We start from the raw sequence: 24105 nt of genomic DNA, 5'->3' as shown, positions 1-24105 counted from the left end.
CATCCCGCTCAGGACATGCCGGCTTCGGCGGTCTCGACCGCCGCCACGGGTGCCGGCGCCAGCGCCGGTGCCGGTGCTGGCCGCAGCGCGGGCAGATCGCGCAGCAGGACATCGACGATGCGCGCGGCGGCGTGGCCGTCGCCGAAGGGATTCCTGGCCTTGCGCATGCGCTCGTACAGATCGCGGTCGTGCTGCAGCGCGAGGAACTCCCGGCACAGCCGGTCGGCGTCGGTGCCCACCAGCTTGCCGGCGCCCGCGGCGATCAGCTCGGGCCTCTCGGTGGTCTCGCGCAGCACCAGGATCGGCACCCGGGCCGACACGGCTTCCTCCTGGATGCCGCCGGAATCGGACAGGATCAGCCACGACCTCGACATCACCCACAGCAGCGCCGGATAGTTGAGGGGGTCGGTCAGCAGGAGCCGGGACCCTTGCCCGCACACCAGCCCCTCGAAGACGCGTTCGACGACCTCCTTGACCAGCGGGTTGCCATGCACCGGCCAGACCACCACCAGGCCGGATTGCGACTCCAGCAGCCGCCGCACGCCGCGTGCGATCGATTCGATGCCATGGCCCCAGTTCTCGCGGCGATGGGCCGTGACCAGCACGATGCGCTGATGCCCGACCGCCGCCGGCAGAGTCGCGAGGCCGGGCGGCAGCACGGCCGTCGCAGCGTCCGGGAGCGCCTTCAGGTAATCCACGCCCCAATGGGTGGCATCGACGATGGTATTGCCGGTGGGATGGATGGTCATGGGCGCGATGCCTTCGCGGCGCAGGTTGGCCGCGGCGATGCGGGTCGGCGGGAAGTGCCATCGCGCCAGTCGGCCGATGAGCTGGCGGTTGGCCTCCTCCGGGAACGGATCCTGGATGTCGAAGGTGCGCAGGCCGGCCTCGATGTGCCCGACCGGCACCCTCAGATAGAAACTGGTCAGCGCGCCGACCAGCGCGCTCGTGGTGTCTCCCTGCACCAGCACGGCGGCCGGCCGCATCCCGGTCAGCGCGCCATGCAGCTGCTCGACCAGCACCGCCGTCAGATGCGCCAGGGAGTCGGACTTGCGCTCCAGTGGCAGCACGTGATCGGGTCGCATGCCGAAGAACTCGTAGAGCGGCCAGGCCATCTGGTCGTGCTGGCCCGTGTGGAGCACCAGCGTGGGCACCCGGGAAGCCCGCAACGCTCGATGGACCGGTGCCATCTTGATGATCTCCGGGCGCGTGCCCATGCAAAGGACCACTGATCGAGCCGCCATTTCCACCTCCTAGCGTGGTTGTGAGAATTTACGGCCAATTTAGTACGAAAGGTTTACTTTTGAAAGATCTGTAGGAGAGTAACTGTGTGTGTCTTAAGACAGCGTCCATATTCCAGCCACAGGCACATCGGCGGCGGCGATGCACGCCTTTCAAACTGCGATGCACGCACTCCTTTGCGATCGGTATTCTTTGTTACGCGAAAATTCCCGACGCTCAAGCACAGGCGCGTGGGTCCTTTCGTCGAATCATGTTGGCGAGGACGCGGCAGCAATGTGCAATGTCAGATCCGACCTGTCATCCTCACATTGACGGTTGCAGAATGCGTCCCTTTGCACTGCAACACCGAAGCCCGGCACAAAGTAACGATAAATAAACACTTTTTTGTGAACTGAGAGTTAGTCAGAACTTTGCGTTTTGCTCTCCGTGTACCCACGCTTAGATTCAATGTCGACGGTACTTCTATCTGCGATTGGCTGTGCGTCTAGACGCCATTCCATCCGATGGCCGATTCGCCGAAGACGAACAGCACGCCAGTAACCAGCACGGTAGACACCGAGGGATACAGCAATGCGGTCGCCAGAGCCGAGGCGCTCATCAAGGCACCCAGGACCATGAACATGCGTCGGGCGCCAAGCCACCGATCGGATACATAGCCCCACCAGACGCAACCTAGCACGCCGCCCGATTGCGATATCGCAAAGATCGCGCCGGCATCAAGACCGACTAACCTTTGTCATTCGGGACGCTGGTCGGATATCCCCCATCGTCGGCCGTCTCGCTTTCAATCAAACATCCGTGGATCGAACGCAAAGGGATCGCGCACGACTGTCAGGACGATCGACCCGTATGCCGGATGAGACGGATTGAGAATCAGGTTGAGCTCGTCGGGCTCGACAGCCGAAGGCACCCACAGTCCCAGCCCCGACCCAGACTTACGCCAGGCGACCCCGATGTCCTGGGTCGAGGTCGGCCGATCGATCCAGTCGATCAACAACGCCGTATCCAGGTCCGTTAACGTCTGCAACGGGGCGCCCGCGGGCAATTGCAGCGCCAGCATGATCAGGTTGATCGGTGGCACTCCATTGCAGTGCACACGTTTTTCCAGCTGGCAGATGGCACGCGAGCCTCCGGCATAGACCACCGGCAAGCCATCGGGCGCGGTAAGGTGCCAGCGCCCCGCTTCGAGCGTCGATCCGTAGCTGAGGTCTTGCAGTGTGCGGGCCTTGTTCGTGCCGATGCGGTAGACGGTGGGCGTCAAACGACGCCCCCATGCTCGATCGCGTTGAGGATCTGCCGCACCTTGACGCCGCCATATTCGTTCGATGCCGCATCCAGCGGCGTGCGGCCTTCCAGCAGGGGGTGCGCCTTGGTCATCCATGTGCCCGCACCGTCACCGAACACCTCGGCGGCTTTCACCATGAGTTCCGACTGGCGCACCAGACGCTCGGTGACCGCGGCGTCGAGCGTGTCATCCTTGTTTTTCCTCGACAGCGTGGACGGCGCTAGACGCAATCCGCCATAGAAGCCCTGCTTGGGCAGGTTCGCCACCTGCAACCAGTCTTCGACCGCCTGCACCTTGAGCCCATGATGGGCCACAAAGGCGGCGGCCTGTGTATCGAGTCGGGAACTGCTACCAACCATGCGGAAGATGTGCACCGTGGCACAGGTGGTGTCCACCATGTTGGTCTGCACCACCTCAGCAATGCCTCGAGCCAGTGTTTGCGCAAAGGTGTCCTGCGACCTGGACTTTTTCGTTGCGCCGGCGACGGCGCCCATGCCAGGACGGGCGGTGACGTTGCTGGCCTTGCGGCCTGGAAGGGTGGGGGTGGATGCCATGGCGGCAACTTAGCATGTTTTTCATTTTCATGCTGAAGGCATTGCAAATGCAATGTCTGCAAGACTGTCTCTGATAAACCCAGGGCGCGGGGCCATAGCCCGGTGTGTGCAGCGCCTGCGAAGGGGCACGATGTCGGGTAGATGTGAAGATCCACCCGGCGAGCGACCATCCGCTGGGAGGAAACTGCTGCTGACCGAGCCGTTGTTGCAAGCGACGCCGATGATCGACTTTTCGACGCGCGAAACCGACCTTAGCTTGGCGCGGCACAGGGCAGCCCCAAGGGGGGTCACTGTCGCTCGGACCCACCATCGAAGCATCCGCAACCAGGTCCGGAACAACCGCCAGGACGTTGGAGCACGGTCCCCGCAATCCCCGATACTGCGCGCCATGTCTCGCTTTCTCGTCCTCCTGTCGGTCATGGCATGTGCCACACCCGCCTGGGCCGTCACTGCCTGCCCGCAGCACTTCGCTCTCGGGGTGGCTCCCCTTCTCACGAATGCGCAACTCCAACCCCGTATCCGCAAACTGTGCTTTGAGGCTTATGCCGTACTGCACTCGGGCGTGAGCCGCACGCCGGTCTACGCCGCCGAGCATCTGACGCGGTCGAACCTGCTAGAGGCCCGCACGCTCTCGCGCAAGGATGCATTCCATCCCGAGGCCTCCCTGCCAGTGGCCGATCGGTCTGAACTCGGCGACTACGCCCGCTCGGGCTACGACAGGGGCCACATGGCCCCTAATGGGGACATGCCCACTCGCAAGGCCCAAGCCCAGTCGTTCTCACTGGCCAACATGGTGCCGCAGCTCCACGCCAACAACGCGGGCGTCTGGGCTGGCATCGAGATGGCAGTGCGCGAACTCGCCGTGACCGAGGGCGAACTCTACGTGGTCTCCGGCCCCGCCTTCCTCGGCGCTGACATCCAGCAGATCGGCCGTGGGGTCCTGGTGCCCACTCACTTGTGGAAGGTGGTCTACAGCCCCAGCCAGCAACGCGCCGGCGCCTATGTCATCACCAACGACGAAACCCGCGCGTACTCGGCGATCAGCCTGCGCGATCTGGAACGCATGGTCGGCGTGCAGGCCCTGCCAACCTTGCCTGCTCAGGTGCAGCAGGCCGGCATGGCCTTGCCACTGCCGCGGGCCCAGGGAAGCAGGAACGCCCAGCGGCGGGAGGCGCGCGATGACGGCGCCGCTGGCGCCAAGGCGGCCGGGGAAGGCGGCTTCACGTTGCAGGATCTTGCCCGCAGTGTCGACAAGGCGCTGCGCCGAGCCACCCACTAAAGCTTCTTTGATTCCTCCACCCTCCAGTCAACGACCATGACCACCACACACGCAGAGTCAGCTGCCGCCTTTGAGCCCTATGCCAACGAGAGCGCTGTGCTGCGCATCGGACACCTGGAGATCGAGAACCGTGTCGACCGGGTCAGCCTCACGGGCGACGTGGTGCTCACCCGGGACCAATTGGGCTTGGCGCTGGCGAAGGACCTGCAGGCACTGCTGGCCAGCGTCATTCAGACGCTTGAGTCCGACAAGGCATTGCCCGAAGCGATCGAGGTGTTGGCCGCCAAAACAGTCAAGAATCCCTTCGCCTGACCGGCCACGCAACCCCTGCCCGGTCATGGCCGGACCGTCCTGACATCGGACCGGTCGAGCCCGATACCGCATTTGCAGTTTTTTCTTCCTTGTTGTTAGCCTTTTGCTTTTCTCATGATCGATCTGTTACGCCCGCTTTCCCAATGCTCCGGATTCACTATCCGGATCCCAAGCTGGCGTCTGTGCAGCGTGGTCGCTGCGGCTGTCGTCTTCGTGACCGGATGCGGTGGCGGCGGGAGCGACAGCCCGGGCGGCACCGCACCTGGCACAGGCTCGACGACGCCGGCTGCTACCGCGACGATTCCTGCAGTCGCCCCGTCCGCCGATGCCACCTCGGCGACGCCAGCGAGCTCATGCCCGCAGCATTACGCACTGGCCACGACACCGGCCGTTACTCGCGAGAGCCTTCGTCCGCTGACCCGCGAACTGTGCTACGACGCCTTCGCCATTCTGCACTCGGGCGTGAGCCGTACGCCGCTCTATGCCGCCGAGCACCTCACGCGGTTCAACCTGGCCTTAGCCGCCACGCTTGAGCGGGTCGACAACTTCCATGCCGAGGTCGGCCTACCCGTCACAGAGCGCGCCGAGCTCACTGACTACGTGCGCTCGGGCTATGACCGCGGCCACCTGGCACCCAATGCAGACATGCCCACTCCCGCTGCACAGGCCCAGTCCTTCAGTCTGGCCAACATGGTGCCCCAGGTGCATGCCAACAACGCGGGCATCTGGTCGAGTATGGAGCAGGTTGCTCGGCGCTTGGCCACTGACGATGGAGAGGTGTATGTGGTCTCGGGACCAGCCTTCCTCGGCAGCGATATCAAGCAGATTGGGCGCGTACTGGTGCCTACACACCTGTGGAAGGTCATCTACCGGCCGGCCACCCAGCAGGCCGGAGCCTATGTGATTCGCAACGACGACTCAGTGGCCTACCAGGTCGTAAGCATCGCTGCGCTCACACAGACCGTGGGCATCGATGTGCTGCCTAGCTTGCCTGTGGTCGTACGCGAAACAGCCATGGAACTGCCCCAGCCCACCAGCGTATCCACACGAGTGGCACTGTGGCCTTGATGTGATCTGTAGGTTTGGCGGCTCTGGGCATCGGCATTAAGTAGGAGAGGCAGACCCCATCAGCCCTTGAATTTGCCGAGACCACGCGCCATGCTGTGACCGCACGCGTCTTTCAAGGCAGGCGACATTGGTTGCTGGGCCTGCCATGGTGACATCGACCGCGCTGGAGGAACCGATGACTGCTCGATGGTGCGCATGTTGCGCGAGGGCATTCGACCCAGCCCCGCAGGTTCCCCGACAGACCTACTGCAGCGATCCAGCTTGCCAGCGCGAGCGTCGACGCTTGTGGCAAGTCGCCCGTCGTCTCTCCGATCCGGACTACCTGAAGAACCAAGCCGATGCGCAAAGCGCCTGGGCACGACGAAATCCGGACTATTGGAAAGCCTACCGGGAATCCCATGAGGACTATGTCGAGCGCAACCGCGATCAGCAGCGGGTCCGCAATGCCCGGCGAAACCGTAATGCTCTGGCCACGATGGCTGTTGCCGACCTCCATGAAGGCCTGGATGAATTGCAACCGATCCAGAACGGCAAGATTGCAAGATGACCGTTTGGACCGTCCATCTGCAAGTCATCTCTGACCATTCGACCAAGCCGTGAATCATTGCGTGGATTGCAAAGAGACGACCTGATCGTTGGTCGCTACCGATGCTGATAGCTTCAGGCCATGCACGCAGGCAAGTCCTGACACCGTGTGCGAGGCATCATGAAGTACATCGATTCAATGGTTCCGACATGTGGAGATGGCGAACTCGTTCGCCGGGCGGCCCAGTACGTTCGCATGTCGACCGAGCACCAGCAGTACTCAACGTCGAATCAGGCCGAGAAGATCAAAGAGTACGCATCGCGTCGCAACCTTGAGATCGTTCGTACCTACGCTGATGAGGGAAAAAGCGGGCTGCGCATCGACGGCCGGGCTGGACTGCAACAATTACTTCGGGATGTCGAGTCGTACAGTGCCAATTTCTCAGTGATCCTGGTCTACGACGTCAGCCGATGGGGGCGGTTCCAGGATGCTGACGAGAGTGCCTACTATGAGTATGTGTGCCGACGCGCCGGCATCCAAGTTGCCTACTGTGCCGAGCAATTCGAAAACGATGGTTCTCCCGTCTCGACCATTGTGAAGAGCGTCAAACGTGCCATGGCAGGGGAATACAGCCGCGAGTTATCGGCTAAAGTCTTCGCAGGCCAATGCCGCCTCGTGGAGATGGGGTTCCGCCAAGGCGGTCACGCAGGCTTTGGCCTGCGTCGGGTTCTGCTGGACCAGGCCGGCACCATGAAGGCTGAACTGAATTACGGGGAGCACAAGAGCCTGCAGACCGACCGGGTCATCCTGAAGCCTGGACCCCAAGAGGAGCTGGACATCGTGCAACAAATCTACCGGTGGTTCACGGACGACGGTTGGAATGAAGGGGCGATTGCCATGCGTTTGAATGGCATGGGTATCGCCAGCGATCTCGGCCGGGCCTGGACGCGAGCCAGCGTGCACGGCGTGCTGACCAACGAGAAATACGTAGGCGCCAATGTCTACAACCGCTGTTCTTTTAAACTAAAGAAACTGCGTGTGTCCAACACACCAGACATGTGGATTCGCAAAAGCGATGCGTTTGAAGCGGTGGTACCTCAGGCACTTTTCTACACCGCGCAAGGCATCATTCGGGCACGTTCAAGACGCTTCAGCGACGTCGAATTGGTCGAGCAGCTTCGAAGCCTCTTCAAGCACCGGGGCTACCTTTCTGGCCTTGTCATCGACGAAGCCGAGGGTATGGCCTCATCCAGCGTTTACGCACATCGTTTTGGCAGCTTGCTTCGCGCCTATCAGTTGGTCGGATTCACGCCTGCGCGCGACTTGGGCTACATCGAAACCAACCGCTACCTGCGGCGGCTACATCCAAAGATCGTGGCCGATGTGGAAGCCCAGATCGAGCATTTGGGAGGACGACTTTATCGACGGAGCGACACCGACCTGCTTGATGTCAACCACGAGTTCAGTGTGTCCCTTGTGCTGTCCCGCTGCCAACTGCTCGACAGCGGCTCTCGACGCTGGAAAGTTCGCCTAGAAGCCAGCCTGACACCTGACATCACGCTGGTCATCCGACTGTCCCGCAACAATGAAAGTCCGCTGGACTACTACCTGTTGCCTTCATTGTGTTTCGAACAGAACAAGCTCAGCCTGATGGAACAAAATCCGATCGAGCTGGAGAGTTTCCGTTTTGACACCTTGGACTATCTCTATGGCATGGCGGAGCATGTACGACTGAGGAAAGCAGCATGACCGAAAGCACTCGAGAGCTTCGTTTGATCCCAATCGATCGGATCGAGGTCTTGAATCCACGCGAACGTAATGAAGAGACGTTCGACGAGATTGTTGACAACATCGCAAAGATCGGGTTGAAGAAGCCCATCACTGTGTCGCCCCGCCAAGGCGAAGATGGCAATGAATGCTTTCTCCTGGTCTGCGGGGAGGGACGGCTCAAGGCCTTTAAACGACTGGGAGAGAGTCGCATTCCCGCCTTGATTGTGACAGCGACCGATGATGACGCCTTCATCATGGGTTTGATCGAGAACGTCGCGCGACGACGCTATCGCCCCATGGAGTTGGTCAGCGGTATCGCCGCACTTCAACAGCAAGGATTAGGAGGTCGGCAGATCGCTGCGAAGACCGGATTGAGCGAAGACTATGTCAGAGACATCGGACTGCTGCTGGAAAAAGGCGAAGAGCGACTCATCGGCGCCGTGAAGACTGGTGCCTTGCCAATGCGCGTGGCTTTGTCGATTGTGCGGGCAGGTAATGACGACAAAACGGTTCAGACGACCTTGCAGCAGGCCTACGAGGCAGGAGATCTGCGAGGTCAACAACTCATCCAGGCTAACAAACTCATTCAGAAAAGGATGACGTACGGCCCTGCTCTGAAAAATAACACCAATTCCAAAACTTCGCGCGATGCCGCCGTGACACCGGGGTCCATGATTCGGGTTTATCAAAAAGAAGTTCAGCGACAAAAGTTTCTGGTGCGGCGCGCATCCTGGTCACAGCAGCGTTTGCTTTTCGTGCTGGGTGCCTTGCGCAACTTGGCAACCGACGAGAATTTTTGCAACCTGCTGCGTGCCGAAGGACTGGACACCGTTCCCAAATACTTGGCCGACCGACTGATCGTGGGAGCGTAGCCATGGCCGTTACCCTGGCATTTCTGATGAAGCCGCTTTCCATTGCAGTCGACAATATATTGCCATCGCGATTGTGGCGGGACTCTGTGATAGAGACTAAGAAGGTCCAGAAGATCAGGGCTTCCATAGAAGAGATCGACATCATTGAGCCGTTGTCGGTCTGCGCCGTGGATAGACATACGGGCCGGCATCTGTTGCTAGACGGTCATCTGCGACTGCTGGTGCTTCGGCAGTTGGGTCGACTGGAAGTGCCGTGCATCATCGCCACAGACAATGAGTCCTATACCTATAACAACCGGGTCAACCGGTTGTCGACGATCCAGGAGCATTTCATGATCTTTCGGGCGATCGAGCGCGGGGTGTCGAAGGAGCGCCTAGCGCGCGCGTTGTGCATGGATCTTTCCTTGATCGGCAAGAAATTGCGTTTGCTCGATGGCCTGTGCGAAGAAGCCACCATGCTTCTCAAGCAGCATGAATTCTCTCCCGAGGTGTGTTCAACGCTCAGGAAGATGAAGCCGGCGCGACAGGTCGAATGTGCCGAATTGATGCTTGCTGCCAACATGTTGACGGTCAACTATGCAAAAGCCTTGCTGGTCGCCACGCCAGTCGAGTTCCTGATAAGTGGCATGAAACCGGCGCCTTCGAGGCACATTACACACGAACAGATCTGCCGCATGGAACGGGAGATGTCGAATTTGCAAGACCAGTACCGTTCGGCTGAGCGGTCGTTCGGTGAAGACACGCTGAACTTGGTGTTAGCACAGGGCTATCTGCGCAAGTTGGTTGAGAATGAGCGGGTGCGCAAATACCTCGGCACACATTACGAAGAGGTGTTAAAGGAGTTCGAAAGCATTGTCGCGATCAGCTCAATGCAATCTTGACAAACGACTGACTTTCTCCTGAGGCAGTTTTACGAGTCAGTACCATCCCTTGTTTATCATCGAGCTCAATGCCAAAAGCATGCTGTCATGCCTGCGACCGATCGGATCGCGCGCGAGATTTTGAACCGATGGACATGGAGTGGCACGCGTTTTCCTTTTGACTTAGAGCGGCCTAACAATACCTGTCATCGCATTGAGCGGGTGATGCGTTCGACGTCGCATGAGCAGGAAGAAAGAGATTAACTCAGCGTTATGGAAACGGCTACAGCCTTTGTTGCCGGTAGTGAAGCCCTCACCTCAGGGAGGACGTCCCCGCCTGGATGACGAGCTTGCCCTCAACGGCATCCTCTTCGTGCTGCGCACAGGCATCGCCTGGGAGGACCTGCCCCAGGAACTGGGTTTTGGCAGCGGCATGACGTGCTGGCGCCAGCTGCGCGAATGGCAGGCTGCGGGGGTGTGGCACCAACTGCACCTGATGCTGCTGGCCGAGCTGCGAGGCGCAGGCCGCCTCGATTTCAGCCGCGCGAGCATCGATGGGGCCAGCGTGGCCAGCCCCCGGGGGGCCCGCACACGGGCCCCAACCCGACCGACCGTGGCAAGCTCGGCAGCAAACGCCACGTCGTGACCGACCGAGCGGGCATTCCGTTGGTGTTCTGCGTCACGGGAGCCAACCGGCACGACTTGGTCGTCTTCGAAGAGCTCATCGACGACTTGCCTGCTGTCCGAGGCCTACCGGGCCGGCCACGGCGTTGGCCTGAGCGGCTGCATGCCGACAAGGGCTACGACTTCCATCGCTGCCGGGACCATCTCAAGCGCCGTGGGATTCAGGATCGCATTGCTCGCCGGGGCATCGAGCGCAATGACCGGCTCGGGCGTCATCGCTGGGTGGTGGAGCAAACGCATGCTTGGCTGGCGGCATTCGGCAAGTTACGTGTGCGCTTCGAGCGCAGCATCCAGACTCATCTTGCATTGCTCAGCCTGGCTTGCAGCGTCATCTGCGTCCGCTCATTGGCACAGTTTTGTTAGCGACTCTTAACTCTCGCAGGTTCAAAGCTCAAACAAGCGTGCGCGCAGCACATCTCCCACCGTGTCCTGGACACGTCCGGGATCAGGGAAGCAGTCGACAATCTGTGCACACAGCGTGACGATCTCGATGGCAAAGTCGACCTGCATCTGATTGAGAGGGTCAGCCGAGCGACTGAGACCCGTGCGCACGGCCGCGTCGGTGAACAGAGCGCGTGGATTGCCCATCGGAATGTCGATCGAATCACTGTCTGAATCTTGCATAGAAAAAGTAACTCGATGAGGAAAATTGAGTAGGAAGGAACGGAGCACTGGACGATAACTGATCTTGCCCCCGTATTTCAGGACACGGTCTATTCGCAATGTAGCGTCTGCTCGACTTGAGCAGAACACTGTTGGGCAGCACGATGCTGCCTGAACTCCCTGGGTGATCTCATCTTCAGCGCCGAGTGCGGATGGACTTCGTTGAAGTGCTCGAAGGCCGTGGCCATCTGCGCCATTACCGTCCTTGCATCGACCAGGTCCATGCGGCTGACGTAGTCGCGCTTGAAGGTGTTGACGAAGCTCTCGGCCATGCCATTGCTTTGCGGGCTGCACACGGGCGTGTTGACCGGCCGCAGGCCCAACTGCCTGGCGATCTGCCGCGTCTCGGCGGCAATGTAGGCACCGCCGTTGTCCGAGAGGAACTCCAGAGCGTGCCCCTTGGGAATGCCTTCTACATTGCCGAAGCGTTTTTCCACCGCCTCGATGAGCATCTCGCGCACCGGCTCGCCCGGCAGACCTTTGCCTTCCCAGGCCCGGTAGGCCAGGATCTCCCGATCGCAGCAGTCTTTCGTGAAGGTCGCCGTCACGGTCTGACCCGAGTCGCACCTGATCTCGAAGCCGTCCGAGCACCAGCGCACGTCGCTGTGCGCAACTGCCACTTTCCCTTCATGAGGCCGACTGGACTGGCGTCGTCGGGGTGCTTTGGGAAGCAGCAGTGCATGACCGGCCATCACGCGGTAGACCCGCTTGGCGTTGACTCGCGGCGCGCCGGCGTCGGCCCGCTGGCGGTTCACCAGCGCGCAGGCACGGCGGTAGCCGTAGGTCGGCAGCTCGGTGATCTGCGCCCTGATCTCGTCGAGTAGCACGGCATCATCAGCCCGCGCGGTACGGCAGGTCCGGGCGTCTATCCAGTCGTCGCTGCGTGCGCGCAGCCGCTGAACGTTCGAGCGCGCCAACCCCAGGGCCTCGCAGGCGGCCTTCACAGGCCATCCCCGTCCAGCCAGGGTGAGCGCGCAATCCACTTTTTTTCGGCGGCATAGCCCACGGCCTCCTTGAGGATCTCGTTCTCCAGCGTCTTCTTGCCCAGCACACGCTGGAGCTTGGCAATCTCGGCCCGGGCCGCGGCGAGCTCGGAGGCCGGCACCACGGCCTCGCCGGCGGACACCGCAGTCAACGCGCCTTGGCGCTCGAGCTTGCGCCACTGGAACAGCAGACTGGCCGACACACCCTCTTGGCGAGCAACGAGCGATACGCTCATGCCCGGCTCGTAGCTGCGTCGAACCAGCGCGGCCTTCTCTGCGAGGGACCAGCGCCTGCGGCGCTGGTCCCTCATGATCACCTCGACGGTGGTATCCGTATTCCTAGTCGTATTCACAGTCCTACTCCTATCCTGAAAGATAAGCGACAGACCGTGTCCTGTCATTCAAGGGGCCAGCTCATAACCGCCAAGGTGATGCCAGCGTAGGGCAAATTCGCCGTTGTCGTGCTTTTTCAGACTTCGGCCTAGTCGGGCTCTCTTTACCGCAGTGACACCGGTGAACAGGTTGCACACAACATGACTGCCGGCAGCTCTTGCGACTGGCCATGCCGCCACGCTGTGACCTATATAAACAACCTCAATCAATGCTCCCGCGAGGACTTGTGGAAGATGACCATGGCCTACCGACCCCGGTCGTTGCACGGTAGTCGGACAGTCCATAAGCCCATGCATCGCTGCGAGGCCGCCAGACCGTCGGTGACCCTGCCTCAACTGCACTTACAGCAAGAAGTTGAAAACTTCATCTACACGAAAAATCGAAATGCAAGAAAACAACTTGCCAAGCCTTGTAGAGACTAAGATGGGCTGCTTCAAAAGATTGGGTGAGCGGGTCTAAGCTCACCATGTTATTCGATGTGTCCGGGAAACCGGGGTAAGCCCAGACAGTAACAGCCAGCACGGAGAGACTAAAACTCTTGAACTGGATGTTGATAAACCACAACGTCAAGAATTTTTGGTAAGGTCCGCCAGCTTGGAGTGATTCGCTATCCATGCTCAGATTTCTGGCATCCCGTCGCGCTTAGCCTCATGGCTATGAGCATTCATCGACTGATCAAGGAAGGACGACTGAGCCTAGGGTTGAGCGAGCGTGAGTTCGCCGACGCTGTCGGGGTCAGTCGAGGAGCCGTACAGCAATGGGAAAAACCAGGTGGCACTGCGCCCAGGCGCAGTTCCCAGCACCGCGTCGCTCAGGTGCTCGGAATCTCCGTGGCAGAGCTTGTCTCGGGTGGCTCCAATACCAGCCCGGGGTACGAAATGCGTGCTGAAGTGCCGCTGGTCTCCCAGGTTGAGGCGGGCAACTACACAGAGGTTGACAACTTCAAGCGCAAGGGCGACTACGAAATGGTCGCCGTGTCCATCCCTGTCAAACGCCACACCTACGCGCTGCGTGTGCATGGCGACAGCATGGTCAGCGAAGTGGCTGACTCCTTTCCCGGAGGCTCCATCGTTATCGTCGAGCCGGAAATGGAGGCGCTTCCTGGCGACTATGTGATTGCCGTAAATGAGCAAGGCGAGACCACCTTCAAGCAACTCATTAAGGACGGGGGAGACCTTTACTCGAAGCCGCTGAACACGCGCTACCCCATCAAGTTGCTGGATCAGGCCCAGGTGATCGGTGTTGTGCGCGAGTTCACCAAGCGCTTTCGATAGAACTGCAAAAAAATCCTAGGTAAATCGGATGGATTTGGCATAGTAGCTAACTTTTCTATCTGTCTCGCTGTTCCTGCGTCAAGGGTCTGGAACTGCAAGCTTTGCCAAGGATGGCGACATGCGGACTCATGCACAGCTTCGTGCCCAGCTAATTTGGAAGACGACCAGCAAGCGCCTGCGACATGACCTGCATCCCGATGCAATCAGACCATGCCGCACATCCGATGACTTGATGGTCTCCTACCTGATGGCTTATCAAGCGCTGGAGGGACTTGGTCAGGCCTTTGGCCTGGGCGTGAGCCTCCTCAGAGCACTCGATCTGGTTGCCCGCGATGCCGCAACCCGAACGCAGAGCTTGATGAAAAGCTCGGTGTGAGCACGCCGTGCAACGTAGTCGTCATTGCAAGTTCAGTCGAAGGCATTGATGCTTTAGCACGTGTAGCCAACCAGTTGCCCGCGTCTTTCCCCCTGCCCGTGGTCGTGCAGTTCCACGGGTCCCGGCGACAGTCCATCCGCCGGCTGACCCGCAGCCGATGGCAGCTCACTTCCAAAGTGGATGTGGCGTATGCCCTGGACGGAGAGCACCTTGAAGCGGGCTGCGTTTACGTGATCCCAGCGGAAAATGGCTTAGTATTCAAAGCCCGTGGGGTGTTGGGCTATGGATCGGACGGTTCAAAGTCCAGCGCTGACGATCTGTTCAAATCTGCAGCACTTTGGTATGGCGCCGGGGTTATCGGTGTTGTGCTTGATGGGCTGGGCACGGATGGCACGATCGGTTTGCGAGCCATTACGGATGCCCAAGGCATACGCATAGTTCAGAGCCCAGTCGAAGCGACCTTTGCTGGCATGCCCTCGAGCGCCTTGCGAGGTGACCATGTCCAATACTCGGTCATGATCGACCAGTTGGTGCCGCTTTTGAGAGCCCTGACTGCTCGACCCGATCCAGCAGCATCACTGTCTTCCGAAGTGCAGGCCGAGCTGATACGACTGCTGTCAACTTCTAAAGAGGACAGGACCAAGTCGCTGAACCGCAGCGTCGTTGACATCCTAGCGCTCATGCGGATGGAACTAGCCATGGACATCGTGTTCGTGTCAAAAGCAGTGGGTGATGTTGTGATGACTACTCACGTAGCCTCCACCCCCGGCGGGATTGATATTCAAGGCATGTCACTTCCCAAGGACCAAAGCCTCTGCCAACGTGTGCTGGACGGGCGCCTCCCCGCGGTCATCCCGGACGTTGCAACCTTGCGCGTGACCCACGAGGTGCCCATCATATCTGTCGCTCCCGGCGCCTACATGGCCGCGCCAGTCTGGCTTCGCAGCGGCACGCTGTATGGGACTTTGTGTTGTCTTAGCTGGGCCACGTCACCCGAGCTCGGTCAACGCCACTATGAGCGCTTGCAGATGTCGGCACGCCAGATCGCACGGTTGGTCAACGACGCGGGGGAAAAGTGATGGGTTGCCATTCCTGGTTTTATCACCAGCCTGACACTCCGGAACTGCCCATTGCGATAGTGGGCCGTGAAGGCATGTTCGATCCCCGTGCGACCTTGCCCCTGGATTGCGACCGCAGTATCACATGCATTATTACGGCGCATATTTCCGCGATCTCGACGGAAAGAAACTTGGCATTGCGTGTCATACGCCTGTGCCTTTAACGAATCGGCGGATACTCACTTTGGCTGTTCAAGCGACAGCTGACCGTTCCATTGAAATTCTCAGATAGTCATCCACTGCTGTTATGCCCCAAGATTAGTCTCATTAGGTATCGGGCTGTTCCACCGCTGGTCCGTTTAGCACCGCGGCAACTTGGCTTGTACTTCGAAGAACTGCCGTGCCGAACTCACTGTATTTAGAGCTTTGGATCCTGCAGCAACGTTTACCGTCACAAACGGTTCTTTTCGTTCGACAGCACTGGGTACGAACACATCATCTGTGCGTTGGAAAAAATTGGGAACCTTTTTCCTGATCCTCCAACTTTTCTTACTCAATCAAGATTTCTCCTATGTATCGCCGCAGTGCACAAGCAAGGTCTATCCAATATCGGACGATCCGCGCTACGACTCTCTTCGTCGTGTTCGTCTGCGTTTCGCTTCTGGCCGTAGATGCCTGGCTTGCATGGAGAGTGCGGGAGCAGCAACTGCGCCAAGCCGTCGTCAGCAACACCAACCTGGCTGCTGCAGTGGCTCAGCAGGTCGACGGCATGGTGTCGGAGGTCGGGTACCTGCTCGACAGCATTGCCTTCGAACTGCCGACGGGTGGCATGGACAAACGGGAATTGAGCCACCTGCAACCTATCCTCAAGAACCATGCCGACTCCAACCAACATGTCCATGACCTCTTTGTATACAGCGCGCAGGGCGCGTGGCTGATCAATTCGCAGGGCGTTTCACCCCCAGGCGCCAACAACGCCGACCGCGAATACTTCATCCACCATCGTGATCACCCCTCGCTGGCGACACGCGTGGGCAAGCCGATCGTGAGCCGTTCAACCGGAATCTGGATCATCCCGGTGTCACGCCGCTTCAATGATGCAAAGGGCCAGTTCGCCGGAGTGCTGCTGGCGACGATCGACCTCGACCATGTCCGGCGCATGCTTGACCACTTCCAGATCGGGGATAACGGATCCCTCAGTGTGGCCCTCGCGAGTACGGCGATTCTTGTGAGACGCCCGTTTTCCGAGAAGAACTTGGGCAAGGAAATACCGCCCAGTGCGTTGAAGGAGCAGCTCACTTCCCAAACTTCGGGCAATTTCGAGTTTGCCTCGCCTATGGACGGCATTCAACGTGTCGGCAGTTTCCGGTATACCGACAGTCACTCACTGATGGTGGCGGTGGCGCAGTCCAAACATGAATTGCTTGGCGACTGGCGCGAGACGACCTGGATACAGACTTTTTGGATTTTCCTGCTGTGCGCTATCACCGCTCTAGCAGGAAGCCTCGTCGTTCGACTTGTTCGCCAACGGGTGAAGGTGGAGTTCGACCTGAGTGAAACCCGCGACAAACTCACCAAGGCCAATGAACGTCTGGCGCTATTGGCAAATCTGGATGGGTTGACCGGCCTGGCCAATCGAAGGTCTTTCGACGAGACCCTCGAGCGCGACTTCGAGCAGTCTTGCAGGTCAGGCCAACCGCTGAGCCTAGTCATGATCGACGTCGATCATTTCAAGCAGTACAACGACCTACATGGCCATCCGGAAGGTGATCGATGCCTGCAGCAAGTCGCTATGGCCATTGAATCGGCGGCACGTCGGCCGCTGGACTTTGTGGCAAGGTATGGAGGCGAGGAGATGGCGATGCTGCTGCCTCAAACCGATGCCACGGGCGCGCTGGTAGTTGCCGAACTGGCACGCAGTGCGGTCGAAGCACTCCAACTCACGCACTCCTCCGATCGACCGCTTCGCAAGGTGTCAATCAGCGTCGGCGTCGCGTCTCACACATCGGACAACATTCACGAGAGCATGCAGTCGCTGGTGAAGCGTGCGGATGTGGCGCTGTATCAAGCCAAGGCTGCGGGCCGCGACCGGGTCGTTGCCTATGGAAGCAGGTAGCGATCCAGCATAGAACGGCGCAGAGGCCCTAAGATTATTCACATCAGCCATCTGTTCGGCGTGACCTATATGAGGTTCACAAAGGCGCGTCGAGCTTCAGGTCATGCAGCATTGCACGCCAGGACTCTGGCAAGCAGGTGCCACGCGACCAGCGGCAGTGCATCGACGTCCCAGGTACACACGACCAGCGAACTCGTCGCTCAGGCATTCTCGAGCCGCATCGCCTTCGCCCCAACGGCACGCCCGTAAAGCATGGCGGCCGACCGCGTCAACATGCCAACCCCGACCAGCCGGACGCTCTCTGGAAGAGATCGTGGAGGTTGGTGCGACAGGATGCGAAGCGTCACAGGTCAGGCGCTGTACCCAAACGCGTCTGAAGCAGCCAGCGCTCGAAAGCCTCAAGACCACGTTTGCGCACCCGTATCCGCATCCAAGCTGAAAGTGCTGCCGCTGGACAGCAGCACCGCATGCACTACTGAAGCAAACTGCCTTGATACGAGCACAGTTTGATCTTTATGCGAGCTTGATTAGCATTTGGACGTGGATCCAACATTTGCAAATCATGCTGTACAAAATACAACTTTAATTATGTTAATTTCGAGGACAAGCCAAAGGGCTTTTTCTTCGTTCGAGGGTGAATTGGGATAGCCATTGAACCTGCTCGGACACGACGTCAGATGCCTGCACCAAGAGCCAGTCAACGACCGTCAGCAAGCTTTCAGTGCTTGCCTGGGATGATCATCGTCCTTTTCCATCGCACCCCACCAGTGCGCTTTCCACTTTAAGGAAACAGCATGATCGTGTTCGTCACCGGCGCCTCTTCAGGGTTCGGCGCGGCCATCACCCGGCGCTTCGCGGCGGCCGGCCACCGCGTGATCGCGGCCGGGCGCCGCAAGGAGCGTCTCAACGCCCTGGCCGACGAGCTCGGGCGAGCTTGCGTGCTGCCCTTGGTCCTGGACGTCCGCGACCGGGATGCCGTGTCCGCTGCCGTGAATGGTCTTCCCGCGGACCATCGCGACATCGACCTGCTGGTCAACAACGCCGGTCTGGCGCTGGGCCTGGAGCCAGCCCAGAAAGCCGACCTCGCCAACTGGGACGCCATGGTCGACACGAACGTGAAGGGGCTGATGTACATGACCCACGCGGTGCTGCCCGGCATGGTGGCGCGCAATCGCGGCCACGTGATCAACCTGGGCTCTACGGCGGGAGCGTATCCCTACCCCGGCGGCAACGTGTATGGGGCCACCAAGGCCTTCGTGCGGCAGTTCTCTCTCAACCTGCGCGCCGACCTGCTGGGCACGGCCGTGTGGGTGATCGACATCGCGCCGGGCATGGTCGGCGGCACGGAGTTCTCGTCGGTGCGCCTCAAGGGCGACCAGGCCCGGGTGGAGACGATCTACAAGGACGCCAACCCCCTGACCCCCGACGATATTGCGGAAGCTGTCTTCTGGACCGGGACACTGCCCGCGCGCATGAACATCAATTTCCTCGAGGTCATGCCCGTGACGCAATCCTTCGGGCCACTGGCCATCCACCGGCAAGCCGTCTAGTGCTGCTTGGCAGATCGATCCAAATGCGTTCTGCACTGGCTGGACATCGATCAGATCGTGGGCCTCCGCACCTTCGACGGCTCGGTCTGCTTCAAACCGCCACCTGCCGCTCGAGCCGAGCGAGAAACGCGGTGTCCTGTGTGCGCTGCGCGCAGCCAGTGAAGAACAGCGTGGCCACGGGTATGAGGAAGCGCCATGCCACGGTCAGCAAGAAGACCTCGGCAAGGTCGGCTCGAACGGTTTTTCCAGTGTCATGCGCGCGTCCAGTCTGTGTGTTGTTTGCTCCGAGGGTCCCAAAGCAAATACGAACGCTGCCGACCGTTGGCTCAACGTGGAGGCGAACCGTCCAGCGTGACCAGCCGCGGCGTCACCTGGCCGTCGTCGATCCACAGTTCGCCCACAGAAATCGGCAGGCTGAAGCGACGCGGTCCCGCGCTACCCGGGTTGATGAACAGCACCCCATCGCGCTCGGCCATCGACGGTTTGTGCGAGTGGCCAGACACCACCACACGCACGTTCGTACCAGCCGCAGCCAGATTCAGATCGGCGATGTCGTGCACCGCGTGCACCGCGACGCCGTCCAGCACCACCGTCAACGACACGGGAATGTCGGCCGCCCACGGCGCATGGTCGTTGTTGCCGCGCACCACGCTCATGGGCGCGATCGCCGACAGTCGCGCCAGGATGTCCGACCCGCCGATGTCGCCGCCATGGACGATGTGATCGCAGCCGGCGAGGAAGGCCAGGGCTTCGGGGCGCAGGAGGTCGTGGGTGTCGGAGATCAGGGCGATGCGGGGCATGGGATGAAGCGCCACGCGCTAGAAGGCTACAACCTTGACCTTAACTCGAACACGCAAGGTAATCGGCTGTTCAAACCAACTTAGTCCGATACCGCACTGCGTCCCGTCACAAACCTATTCCCCTAAGAATATAAAGATAATCTTAAGGCACTACAGCAATAAATGATCAGCCACATTTTGCTGATTTGTCATCAAAAATAAGTTGAACTCCGCTGCGCCTTGAAATAAAAACGGCATGAGAATGCCGGTTTTTTTATTTGCCAGTCAGGCTGGCTTTTCCGCTGCTTACTCGCAGCAGGGCATCGTGACCTCGTCGCAGCAGTCCTCATCGCACCAGGGTGCGGCGGCGAGTGCACCGGTCGAAGCAAAGGCAAAGGCCAGGATAGCCAGAAGTTTCTTCATAGGGGTGCTTGGTGGGTGACTCGGTGGGCTGAAAGACGGTTGTAGCTTACGCCATTGGTCTTCGCAAGGCAGGATGTCTCTTCATGGCGGCGCACGGGGCCAGTCGCGCTGATATAGACCCTGATCAGTTTGCAAGCCGTGTGACTTGCCTTTTGGTCTCATTTTTACTTTGATTTATTATCTTCAAACCGCTCTTAGGGCATGAAAGTTTATTTTCATGGGCATGCTGCCTACATGCGCATCTAGAGAGTCAAGCGGAAAATTCTCAGGAATCAAAAGGATGTGCGCGCGTACTTCAATTTCAAACTCTTTCGAAGTTTCTAAATATTTTCCACTTTTATCAACGCACCCCGTAATCATTGCATTCACTGCAAAATTGACAATCCAGTCCTCATTTATATCCTGAAAAATCTCGTCATAAGCAATTGGCTTTACGAACTTGATTTTTTTGCATTCGATGTTATCGCTGATGGCGCGAAGCAATCTTGAATCCCAATTCTTGCTGGCCATCATCCTATCGAAAATTGTCATAACTAATACTGGTAGAAAAAAGCTATTTTTCAGGTTTGCGGTGCAGTGGAAGGCACGCAAACTTGCAGGGTGTTGCTGGCTTTTTCGTGTGCCAGTGAGGGGTGCTGTGATTTTGTTTGCTCCCAGCAAAGCATCTTGTCCTCATCGCAGCAACTGTTGCATAGAGGTGTGGCTGCGCGGCCTGCGGTCCAAACCAGTGCAATGGCCAGAATCGCCAGCAGTCTTCTTATGGGGGTTCTTATGAACTGCTTAAACAGCAAAAAGGTGCCTGCAACGCATGTCAATAACCCTGGCAATGCACGATGTCTCTAAGTTTCTGTCCATGAGACTGCGTTTCATGGTCGCAAATTTTTACTTGGTCAAAAAATTTGTCATTTTCCACACCTGAACCGATTGGGAAGCTCAACCTATAAAGCCGATGGAGTCTGAGCTTCAAAAACAACGTGTTTTTGCGTAATCGCCTTAAGGGTGGCACACACAGGCTTCGCCATGCGCGGCAGACACCAGTTCGCCCAAGATGCCGCACTCGTTGGTCTGATGATGGTCAGTGCACTTGGCACGCAACACCGTCAGCTGTTTTTCCAGCGCCTTCAGGCTCTTGATGCGCGCGCGCACGCGCCCGATCTGGTCATCCACCAGTTCGTTGACGTTGCCGCAGTCCGCAGTGGGCAAGGTCGCAAGGTCCAGCAGGCGCCGGATGTCGGCCATGGGAATGTCGAGGGCACGACAGTGCCGCACGAACGCAAGACTTTCCAGGTGCCGGGGTCCATAGCTGCGGTAGCCATTGGGCAGGCGGTCGGGCAAGTCGATGAGGCCCGCGCGTTCATAGAACCGGATCGTGCCCACTTCGACGCCTGTGGCCTTGCTCAAGTCGCCAATCTTCATGTCATTCCCCTGTCTGCTTCGCGGACACCCATCGTAGCCGCTTGACCCTGCAGCAGGTGCAAGGTGTCCAATCGTCCTCAGAAAGCGAACAACACCCATGGCCAAACTCCCCGACGACGACCGCACGAGCTGCTGCGCTGGCACCTCGACCTGCTCGACCGCGCCCACCCGCCAGGCTCCTGTCATCGACCTCGACACGCAAGCGGTCGGTCCGGTGATCGAAACCAAGGCGTCCAGCTGCTGTGCTGCAACGCCTGCCAAAACCGTAGCAGACGCAGGATGCGCCGGGTCAACCGCCAAACAAGCCGTTGATGCGTGCGGTGTGCCCAGCCCGGCTGCGAAGGCGGAAAGCGCTTGCTGCGCACCGGAGGCATCGGCCAAGGCCGACGACACGTGCTGCGCGAGCGCAGCGACCGACACCACGGGCGATTCGTGCTGCGCACCCCCGTCGTTCTCGGCGGCCAAGGACAGTACGCCCGAGGTCGTCGCACCCAACACCTTCCGCATCTCGACCATGGATTGCGCGGTGGAGGAGTCCGAGATCCGCCGCGCGGTCGAACCCATCGACGGCATCCGTGGCCTGCACTTCCGTCTCGCCCAGCGCAACCTGCGCATCGATGGCACCGACGCGGCCGTGGAAGCCGCGCTGGTGGCGATCCGCAAGGCCGGTTTCGCGCCGGAGCCGGTGGCGGCGCGCGCTGCCACCGCAGCGGGTGCCACCGACGACCATGGGCATGACCATGCCGAGGGTCCCAGCTATGTGCGGCTGGCCGCAGCGCTGGGTCTGGCGATCGTGGCCGAGGGCATGGCGTACTTCGCACCTGACACGATGGTGTGGAAGGGCCTGGGCATGGCCGTCGCTGCCGTGGCGATCTGGCTGGCGGGCATCGAGACCTACACCAAGGGCCTGATCGCGCTGCGGCGCGGCAAGCTCAACATCAATGCGCTGATGTCGGTGGCCGTCACGGGCGCCTTTCTCATCGGCCAGTGGCCCGAGGCGGCCATGGTCATGGCGCTGTACGCCATCGCCGAACTGATCGAGGCACGCGCCGTGGACCGGGCGCGCAACGCCATCAAGGGCCTGGTGGACCTGGCACCGGACGAGGCCGACATCCAGCAAGCCGATGGAAGCTGGCAACGCATGAAGGCCACGGACATCGCCCTGAACGCCATCGCCCGGGTCAAGCCCGGCGAGCGCGTCGCGCTCGACGGCCGCGTGACCAAGGGCAACAGCAGCATCGACCAGTCGCCGGTTACGGGCGAGAGCATTCCGGTGGACAAGGAACCGGGCGATCTGGTGTTCGCGGGCACCATCAACCAGAACGGCGAACTCGAGTTCCAGGTGACGGCAGCGGCCAGCAATTCGACGCTCGCACGCATCATTCATGCGGTCGAAGAAGCGCAGGGCACCCGCGCGCCCACGCAACGCTTCGTGGACCGCTTCGCCGCGATCTACACCCCGGCCGTGTTCGCACTGGCGCTGGCGGTGGCGGTGCTGCCGCCGCTGCTGCTCGACTGGGCCTGGATGACGGCCATCTACAAGGCGCTCGTGCTGCTGGTGATCGCCTGCCCGTGCGCGCTGGTCATCTCCACGCCGGTGACGGTGGTCAGCGGGCTGGCCGCCGCCGCCCGGCGCGGCATCCTGATCAAGGGCGGCACCTACCTGGAGGAAGCCAGGCACCTGAAAGCGATCGCGCTGGACAAGACCGGCACGCTGACCGAAGGCAAGCCGAAGCTCGTGGCGTTCGTGCCATCGAGCCCATCCACCGAAGCGCAAACGAAACGCTGGGCCAAGAGCCTGGCTTCGCGCTCGGACCACCCGGTTTCCCAGTCCATCACGGCCGGCCTCGACGGTGCGGTGGCGGACGTGGACGCGTTCCAGGCGCTGCTCGGCCGTGGCGTAGAAGGCGTCGTCGAAGGCAAGCGCCTGGTGCTGGGCAACCACCGCCTGATCAAGGAGCGCAAGCAATCCGATGCCCGCCTGGAGAGCGAACTCGCCGGCCACGAAGCGCAAGGCCGCACGGTCACCCTCCTGGCCGATGAGGACAGCGTCCTGGGCATCTTCGCCGTGGCCGACACCATCAAGGCCAGTTCGATCGACGCCGTAAAGCGCCTTCAGAAGCTGGGCGTCGTGCCCGTGATGCTCACGGGCGACAACGTTGCCACGGCACAGGCCGTGGGCCGCGAGGCCGGCATCGCCGAGGTGCGCGGTGGCTTGTTGCCCGAGGACAAGCTCGCGGCGATCAAGGAACTGCGTGAGCGCCATGGCGCCACCGCCATGACCGGCGACGGCATCAACGATGCGCCGGCCCTGGCCCAGGCCGACATCGGCTTTGCCATGGGCGGCGCCGGCACCGATACGGCCATGGAAGCCGCCGACGTGGTGATCATGAATGACGACCTCGGGCGCATCGCCGAGACCATCGGCCTGAGCCGTCGGACCCATTCAGTGCTGATGCAGAACATCACCCTGGCGCTCGGCATCAAGGCGGTGTTCTTCGTGCTGGCGGTCTTTGGCAGCGCCACCATGTGGATGGCCGTCTTCGCCGACATGGGCGCGAGCCTGCTGGTGGTGGGCAACGGACTGCGGCTGCTGCGCAAGCACAAGGACTGATTCCTGAC

22 protein-coding genes and 1 pseudogene are annotated in these 24105 nt (G+C 60.1%); 15 read left to right on the top strand and 8 right to left on the bottom strand.

Annotated elements, in window-relative coordinates:
• Positions 1-8: 8 nt before the first annotated feature.
• The 3 genes from wecB to AC1MLT_RS22510 all read right to left on the bottom strand — a co-directional run bounded on the left by wecB (position 9) and on the right by AC1MLT_RS22510 (position 3081).
• Positions 9-1217 (bottom strand): non-hydrolyzing UDP-N-acetylglucosamine 2-epimerase, encoded by a 1209-nt coding sequence (gene wecB / locus AC1MLT_RS22520; protein ID WP_296310911.1) that lies wholly within the window; start codon positions 1215-1217, stop codon positions 9-11.
• An 809-nt stretch (positions 1218-2026) separates the two neighbouring features.
• A complete protein-coding gene (locus AC1MLT_RS22515) occupies positions 2027-2503 on the bottom strand; it encodes an RES family NAD+ phosphorylase (protein WP_296310907.1) in 477 nt (158 codons plus the stop codon).
• Positions 2500-3081: an antitoxin Xre/MbcA/ParS toxin-binding domain-containing protein gene (locus AC1MLT_RS22510; protein WP_296310905.1), complete on the bottom strand. Its 582-nt coding sequence runs from the start codon at positions 3079-3081 to the stop codon at positions 2500-2502. Before AC1MLT_RS22510 ends, AC1MLT_RS22515 begins: the two co-directional genes overlap by 4 nt.
• A gap of 388 nt (positions 3082-3469) precedes the next feature.
• On the opposite strand from AC1MLT_RS22510, the gene AC1MLT_RS22505 reads away from it, so the two are divergent.
• The 8 genes from AC1MLT_RS22505 (at position 3470) to AC1MLT_RS22470 (ending at position 10815) form a co-directional block, all read left to right on the top strand.
• Positions 3470-4360 carry a DNA/RNA non-specific endonuclease gene (locus tag AC1MLT_RS22505; protein ID WP_481036638.1) on the top strand — a complete coding sequence of 297 codons (891 nt, stop codon included), beginning with the start codon at positions 3470-3472 and terminating at the stop codon, positions 4358-4360.
• A 36-nt stretch (positions 4361-4396) separates the two neighbouring features.
• Positions 4397-4672, top strand: a complete 276-nt coding sequence (locus AC1MLT_RS22500) for a hypothetical protein (RefSeq protein WP_296310901.1) — start codon at positions 4397-4399, stop codon at positions 4670-4672.
• 114 nt (positions 4673-4786) lie between these two features.
• The gene (locus AC1MLT_RS22495) at positions 4787-5740 is read left to right on the top strand and encodes a DNA/RNA non-specific endonuclease (protein WP_481036637.1); all 954 of its coding nucleotides are present in this window, start codon (positions 4787-4789) and stop codon (positions 5738-5740) included.
• A 283-nt stretch (positions 5741-6023) separates the two neighbouring features.
• Positions 6024-6287 carry a hypothetical protein gene (locus tag AC1MLT_RS22490; protein WP_481036635.1) on the top strand — a complete coding sequence of 88 codons (264 nt, stop codon included), beginning with the start codon at positions 6024-6026 and terminating at the stop codon, positions 6285-6287.
• A gap of 159 nt (positions 6288-6446) precedes the next feature.
• Positions 6447-8015, top strand: coding sequence for a recombinase family protein (locus tag AC1MLT_RS22485; protein ID WP_481036633.1), 1569 nt, complete (start codon positions 6447-6449; stop codon positions 8013-8015).
• A complete protein-coding gene (locus tag AC1MLT_RS22480; protein WP_481036632.1) occupies positions 8012-8908 on the top strand; it encodes a plasmid partitioning protein RepB C-terminal domain-containing protein in 897 nt (298 codons plus the stop codon). The genes AC1MLT_RS22485 and AC1MLT_RS22480 overlap by 4 nt, the downstream gene beginning before the upstream one ends.
• Before the next feature lie 2 nt (positions 8909-8910).
• Complete coding sequence (locus AC1MLT_RS22475; RefSeq protein WP_481036631.1) at positions 8911-9789, top strand: plasmid partitioning protein RepB C-terminal domain-containing protein; 879 nt, start codon at positions 8911-8913, stop codon at positions 9787-9789.
• 220 nt (positions 9790-10009) lie between these two features.
• Positions 10010-10815 (top strand): IS5 family transposase gene (locus AC1MLT_RS22470; protein ID WP_481036630.1). Its coding sequence is split into 2 segments (ribosomal slippage): positions 10010-10340 and positions 10340-10815, totalling 807 coding nucleotides; the frame shifts between segments, so codons are not numbered across the junction.
• A gap of 21 nt (positions 10816-10836) precedes the next feature.
• Here AC1MLT_RS22470 and AC1MLT_RS22465 read toward each other — a convergent pair.
• Positions 10837-11076 (bottom strand): hypothetical protein, encoded by a 240-nt coding sequence (locus AC1MLT_RS22465; protein WP_481036629.1) that lies wholly within the window; start codon positions 11074-11076, stop codon positions 10837-10839.
• Positions 11077-11165: 89 nt separating this feature from the next.
• A protein-coding gene (locus AC1MLT_RS22460; RefSeq protein ID WP_481033218.1) for an IS3 family transposase occupies positions 11166-12409 on the bottom strand; the annotation gives its coding sequence in 2 pieces (ribosomal slippage) (positions 11166-12112 and positions 12112-12409; 1245 coding nt in all).
• A 738-nt stretch (positions 12410-13147) separates the two neighbouring features.
• Between AC1MLT_RS22460 and AC1MLT_RS22455 the strand changes: the two genes are divergently transcribed.
• From AC1MLT_RS22455 to AC1MLT_RS22430, 6 genes and pseudogenes are all read left to right on the top strand, one after another.
• On the top strand, positions 13148-13765 hold the full coding sequence (locus AC1MLT_RS22455; protein WP_481036627.1) for a LexA family protein: 618 nt from the start codon (positions 13148-13150) through the stop codon (positions 13763-13765).
• Between the two features lie 232 nt (positions 13766-13997).
• Positions 13998-14141, top strand: coding sequence for a hypothetical protein (locus tag AC1MLT_RS22450; RefSeq protein ID WP_481036626.1), 144 nt, complete (start codon positions 13998-14000; stop codon positions 14139-14141).
• Positions 14138-15220, top strand: coding sequence for a chemotaxis protein CheB (locus AC1MLT_RS22445; RefSeq protein WP_481036625.1), 1083 nt, complete (start codon positions 14138-14140; stop codon positions 15218-15220). The genes AC1MLT_RS22450 and AC1MLT_RS22445 overlap by 4 nt, the downstream gene beginning before the upstream one ends.
• An 88-nt stretch (positions 15221-15308) precedes the next feature.
• Positions 15309-15491: pseudogene (locus AC1MLT_RS22440) on the top strand (hypothetical protein); the annotation flags it as partial.
• Between the two features lie 279 nt (positions 15492-15770).
• Positions 15771-17315: a sensor domain-containing diguanylate cyclase gene (locus tag AC1MLT_RS22435; RefSeq protein WP_481036624.1), complete on the top strand. Its 1545-nt coding sequence runs from the start codon at positions 15771-15773 to the stop codon at positions 17313-17315.
• A 794-nt stretch (positions 17316-18109) separates the two neighbouring features.
• Positions 18110-18865, top strand: coding sequence for an SDR family NAD(P)-dependent oxidoreductase (locus AC1MLT_RS22430; protein WP_481036623.1), 756 nt, complete (start codon positions 18110-18112; stop codon positions 18863-18865).
• A gap of 326 nt (positions 18866-19191) precedes the next feature.
• Here AC1MLT_RS22430 and AC1MLT_RS22425 read toward each other — a convergent pair whose 3' ends face one another.
• The 3 genes from AC1MLT_RS22425 to AC1MLT_RS22415 form a co-directional block, all read right to left on the bottom strand.
• Positions 19192-19665, bottom strand: coding sequence for a metallophosphoesterase family protein (locus AC1MLT_RS22425; protein WP_481036621.1), 474 nt, complete (start codon positions 19663-19665; stop codon positions 19192-19194).
• Positions 19666-20250: 585 nt separating this feature from the next.
• Positions 20251-20727 (bottom strand): hypothetical protein, encoded by a 477-nt coding sequence (locus AC1MLT_RS22420; protein ID WP_481036620.1) that lies wholly within the window; start codon positions 20725-20727, stop codon positions 20251-20253.
• A gap of 333 nt (positions 20728-21060) precedes the next feature.
• Positions 21061-21483 (bottom strand): Cd(II)/Pb(II)-responsive transcriptional regulator, encoded by a 423-nt coding sequence (locus AC1MLT_RS22415; RefSeq protein WP_481036618.1) that lies wholly within the window; start codon positions 21481-21483, stop codon positions 21061-21063.
• Between the two features lie 97 nt (positions 21484-21580).
• Between AC1MLT_RS22415 and AC1MLT_RS22410 the strand changes: the two genes are divergently transcribed.
• Positions 21581-24097, top strand: a complete 2517-nt coding sequence (locus AC1MLT_RS22410; protein WP_481036616.1) for a heavy metal translocating P-type ATPase — start codon at positions 21581-21583, stop codon at positions 24095-24097.
• The last annotated feature ends 8 nt before the right edge of the window (positions 24098-24105 follow it).

Source organism: Variovorax sp. PEI5, assembly GCF_056679935.1.
The sequence above is the reverse complement of the archived record's forward strand: the minus strand, read 5'-3'. Positions and strand labels throughout refer to the sequence as shown.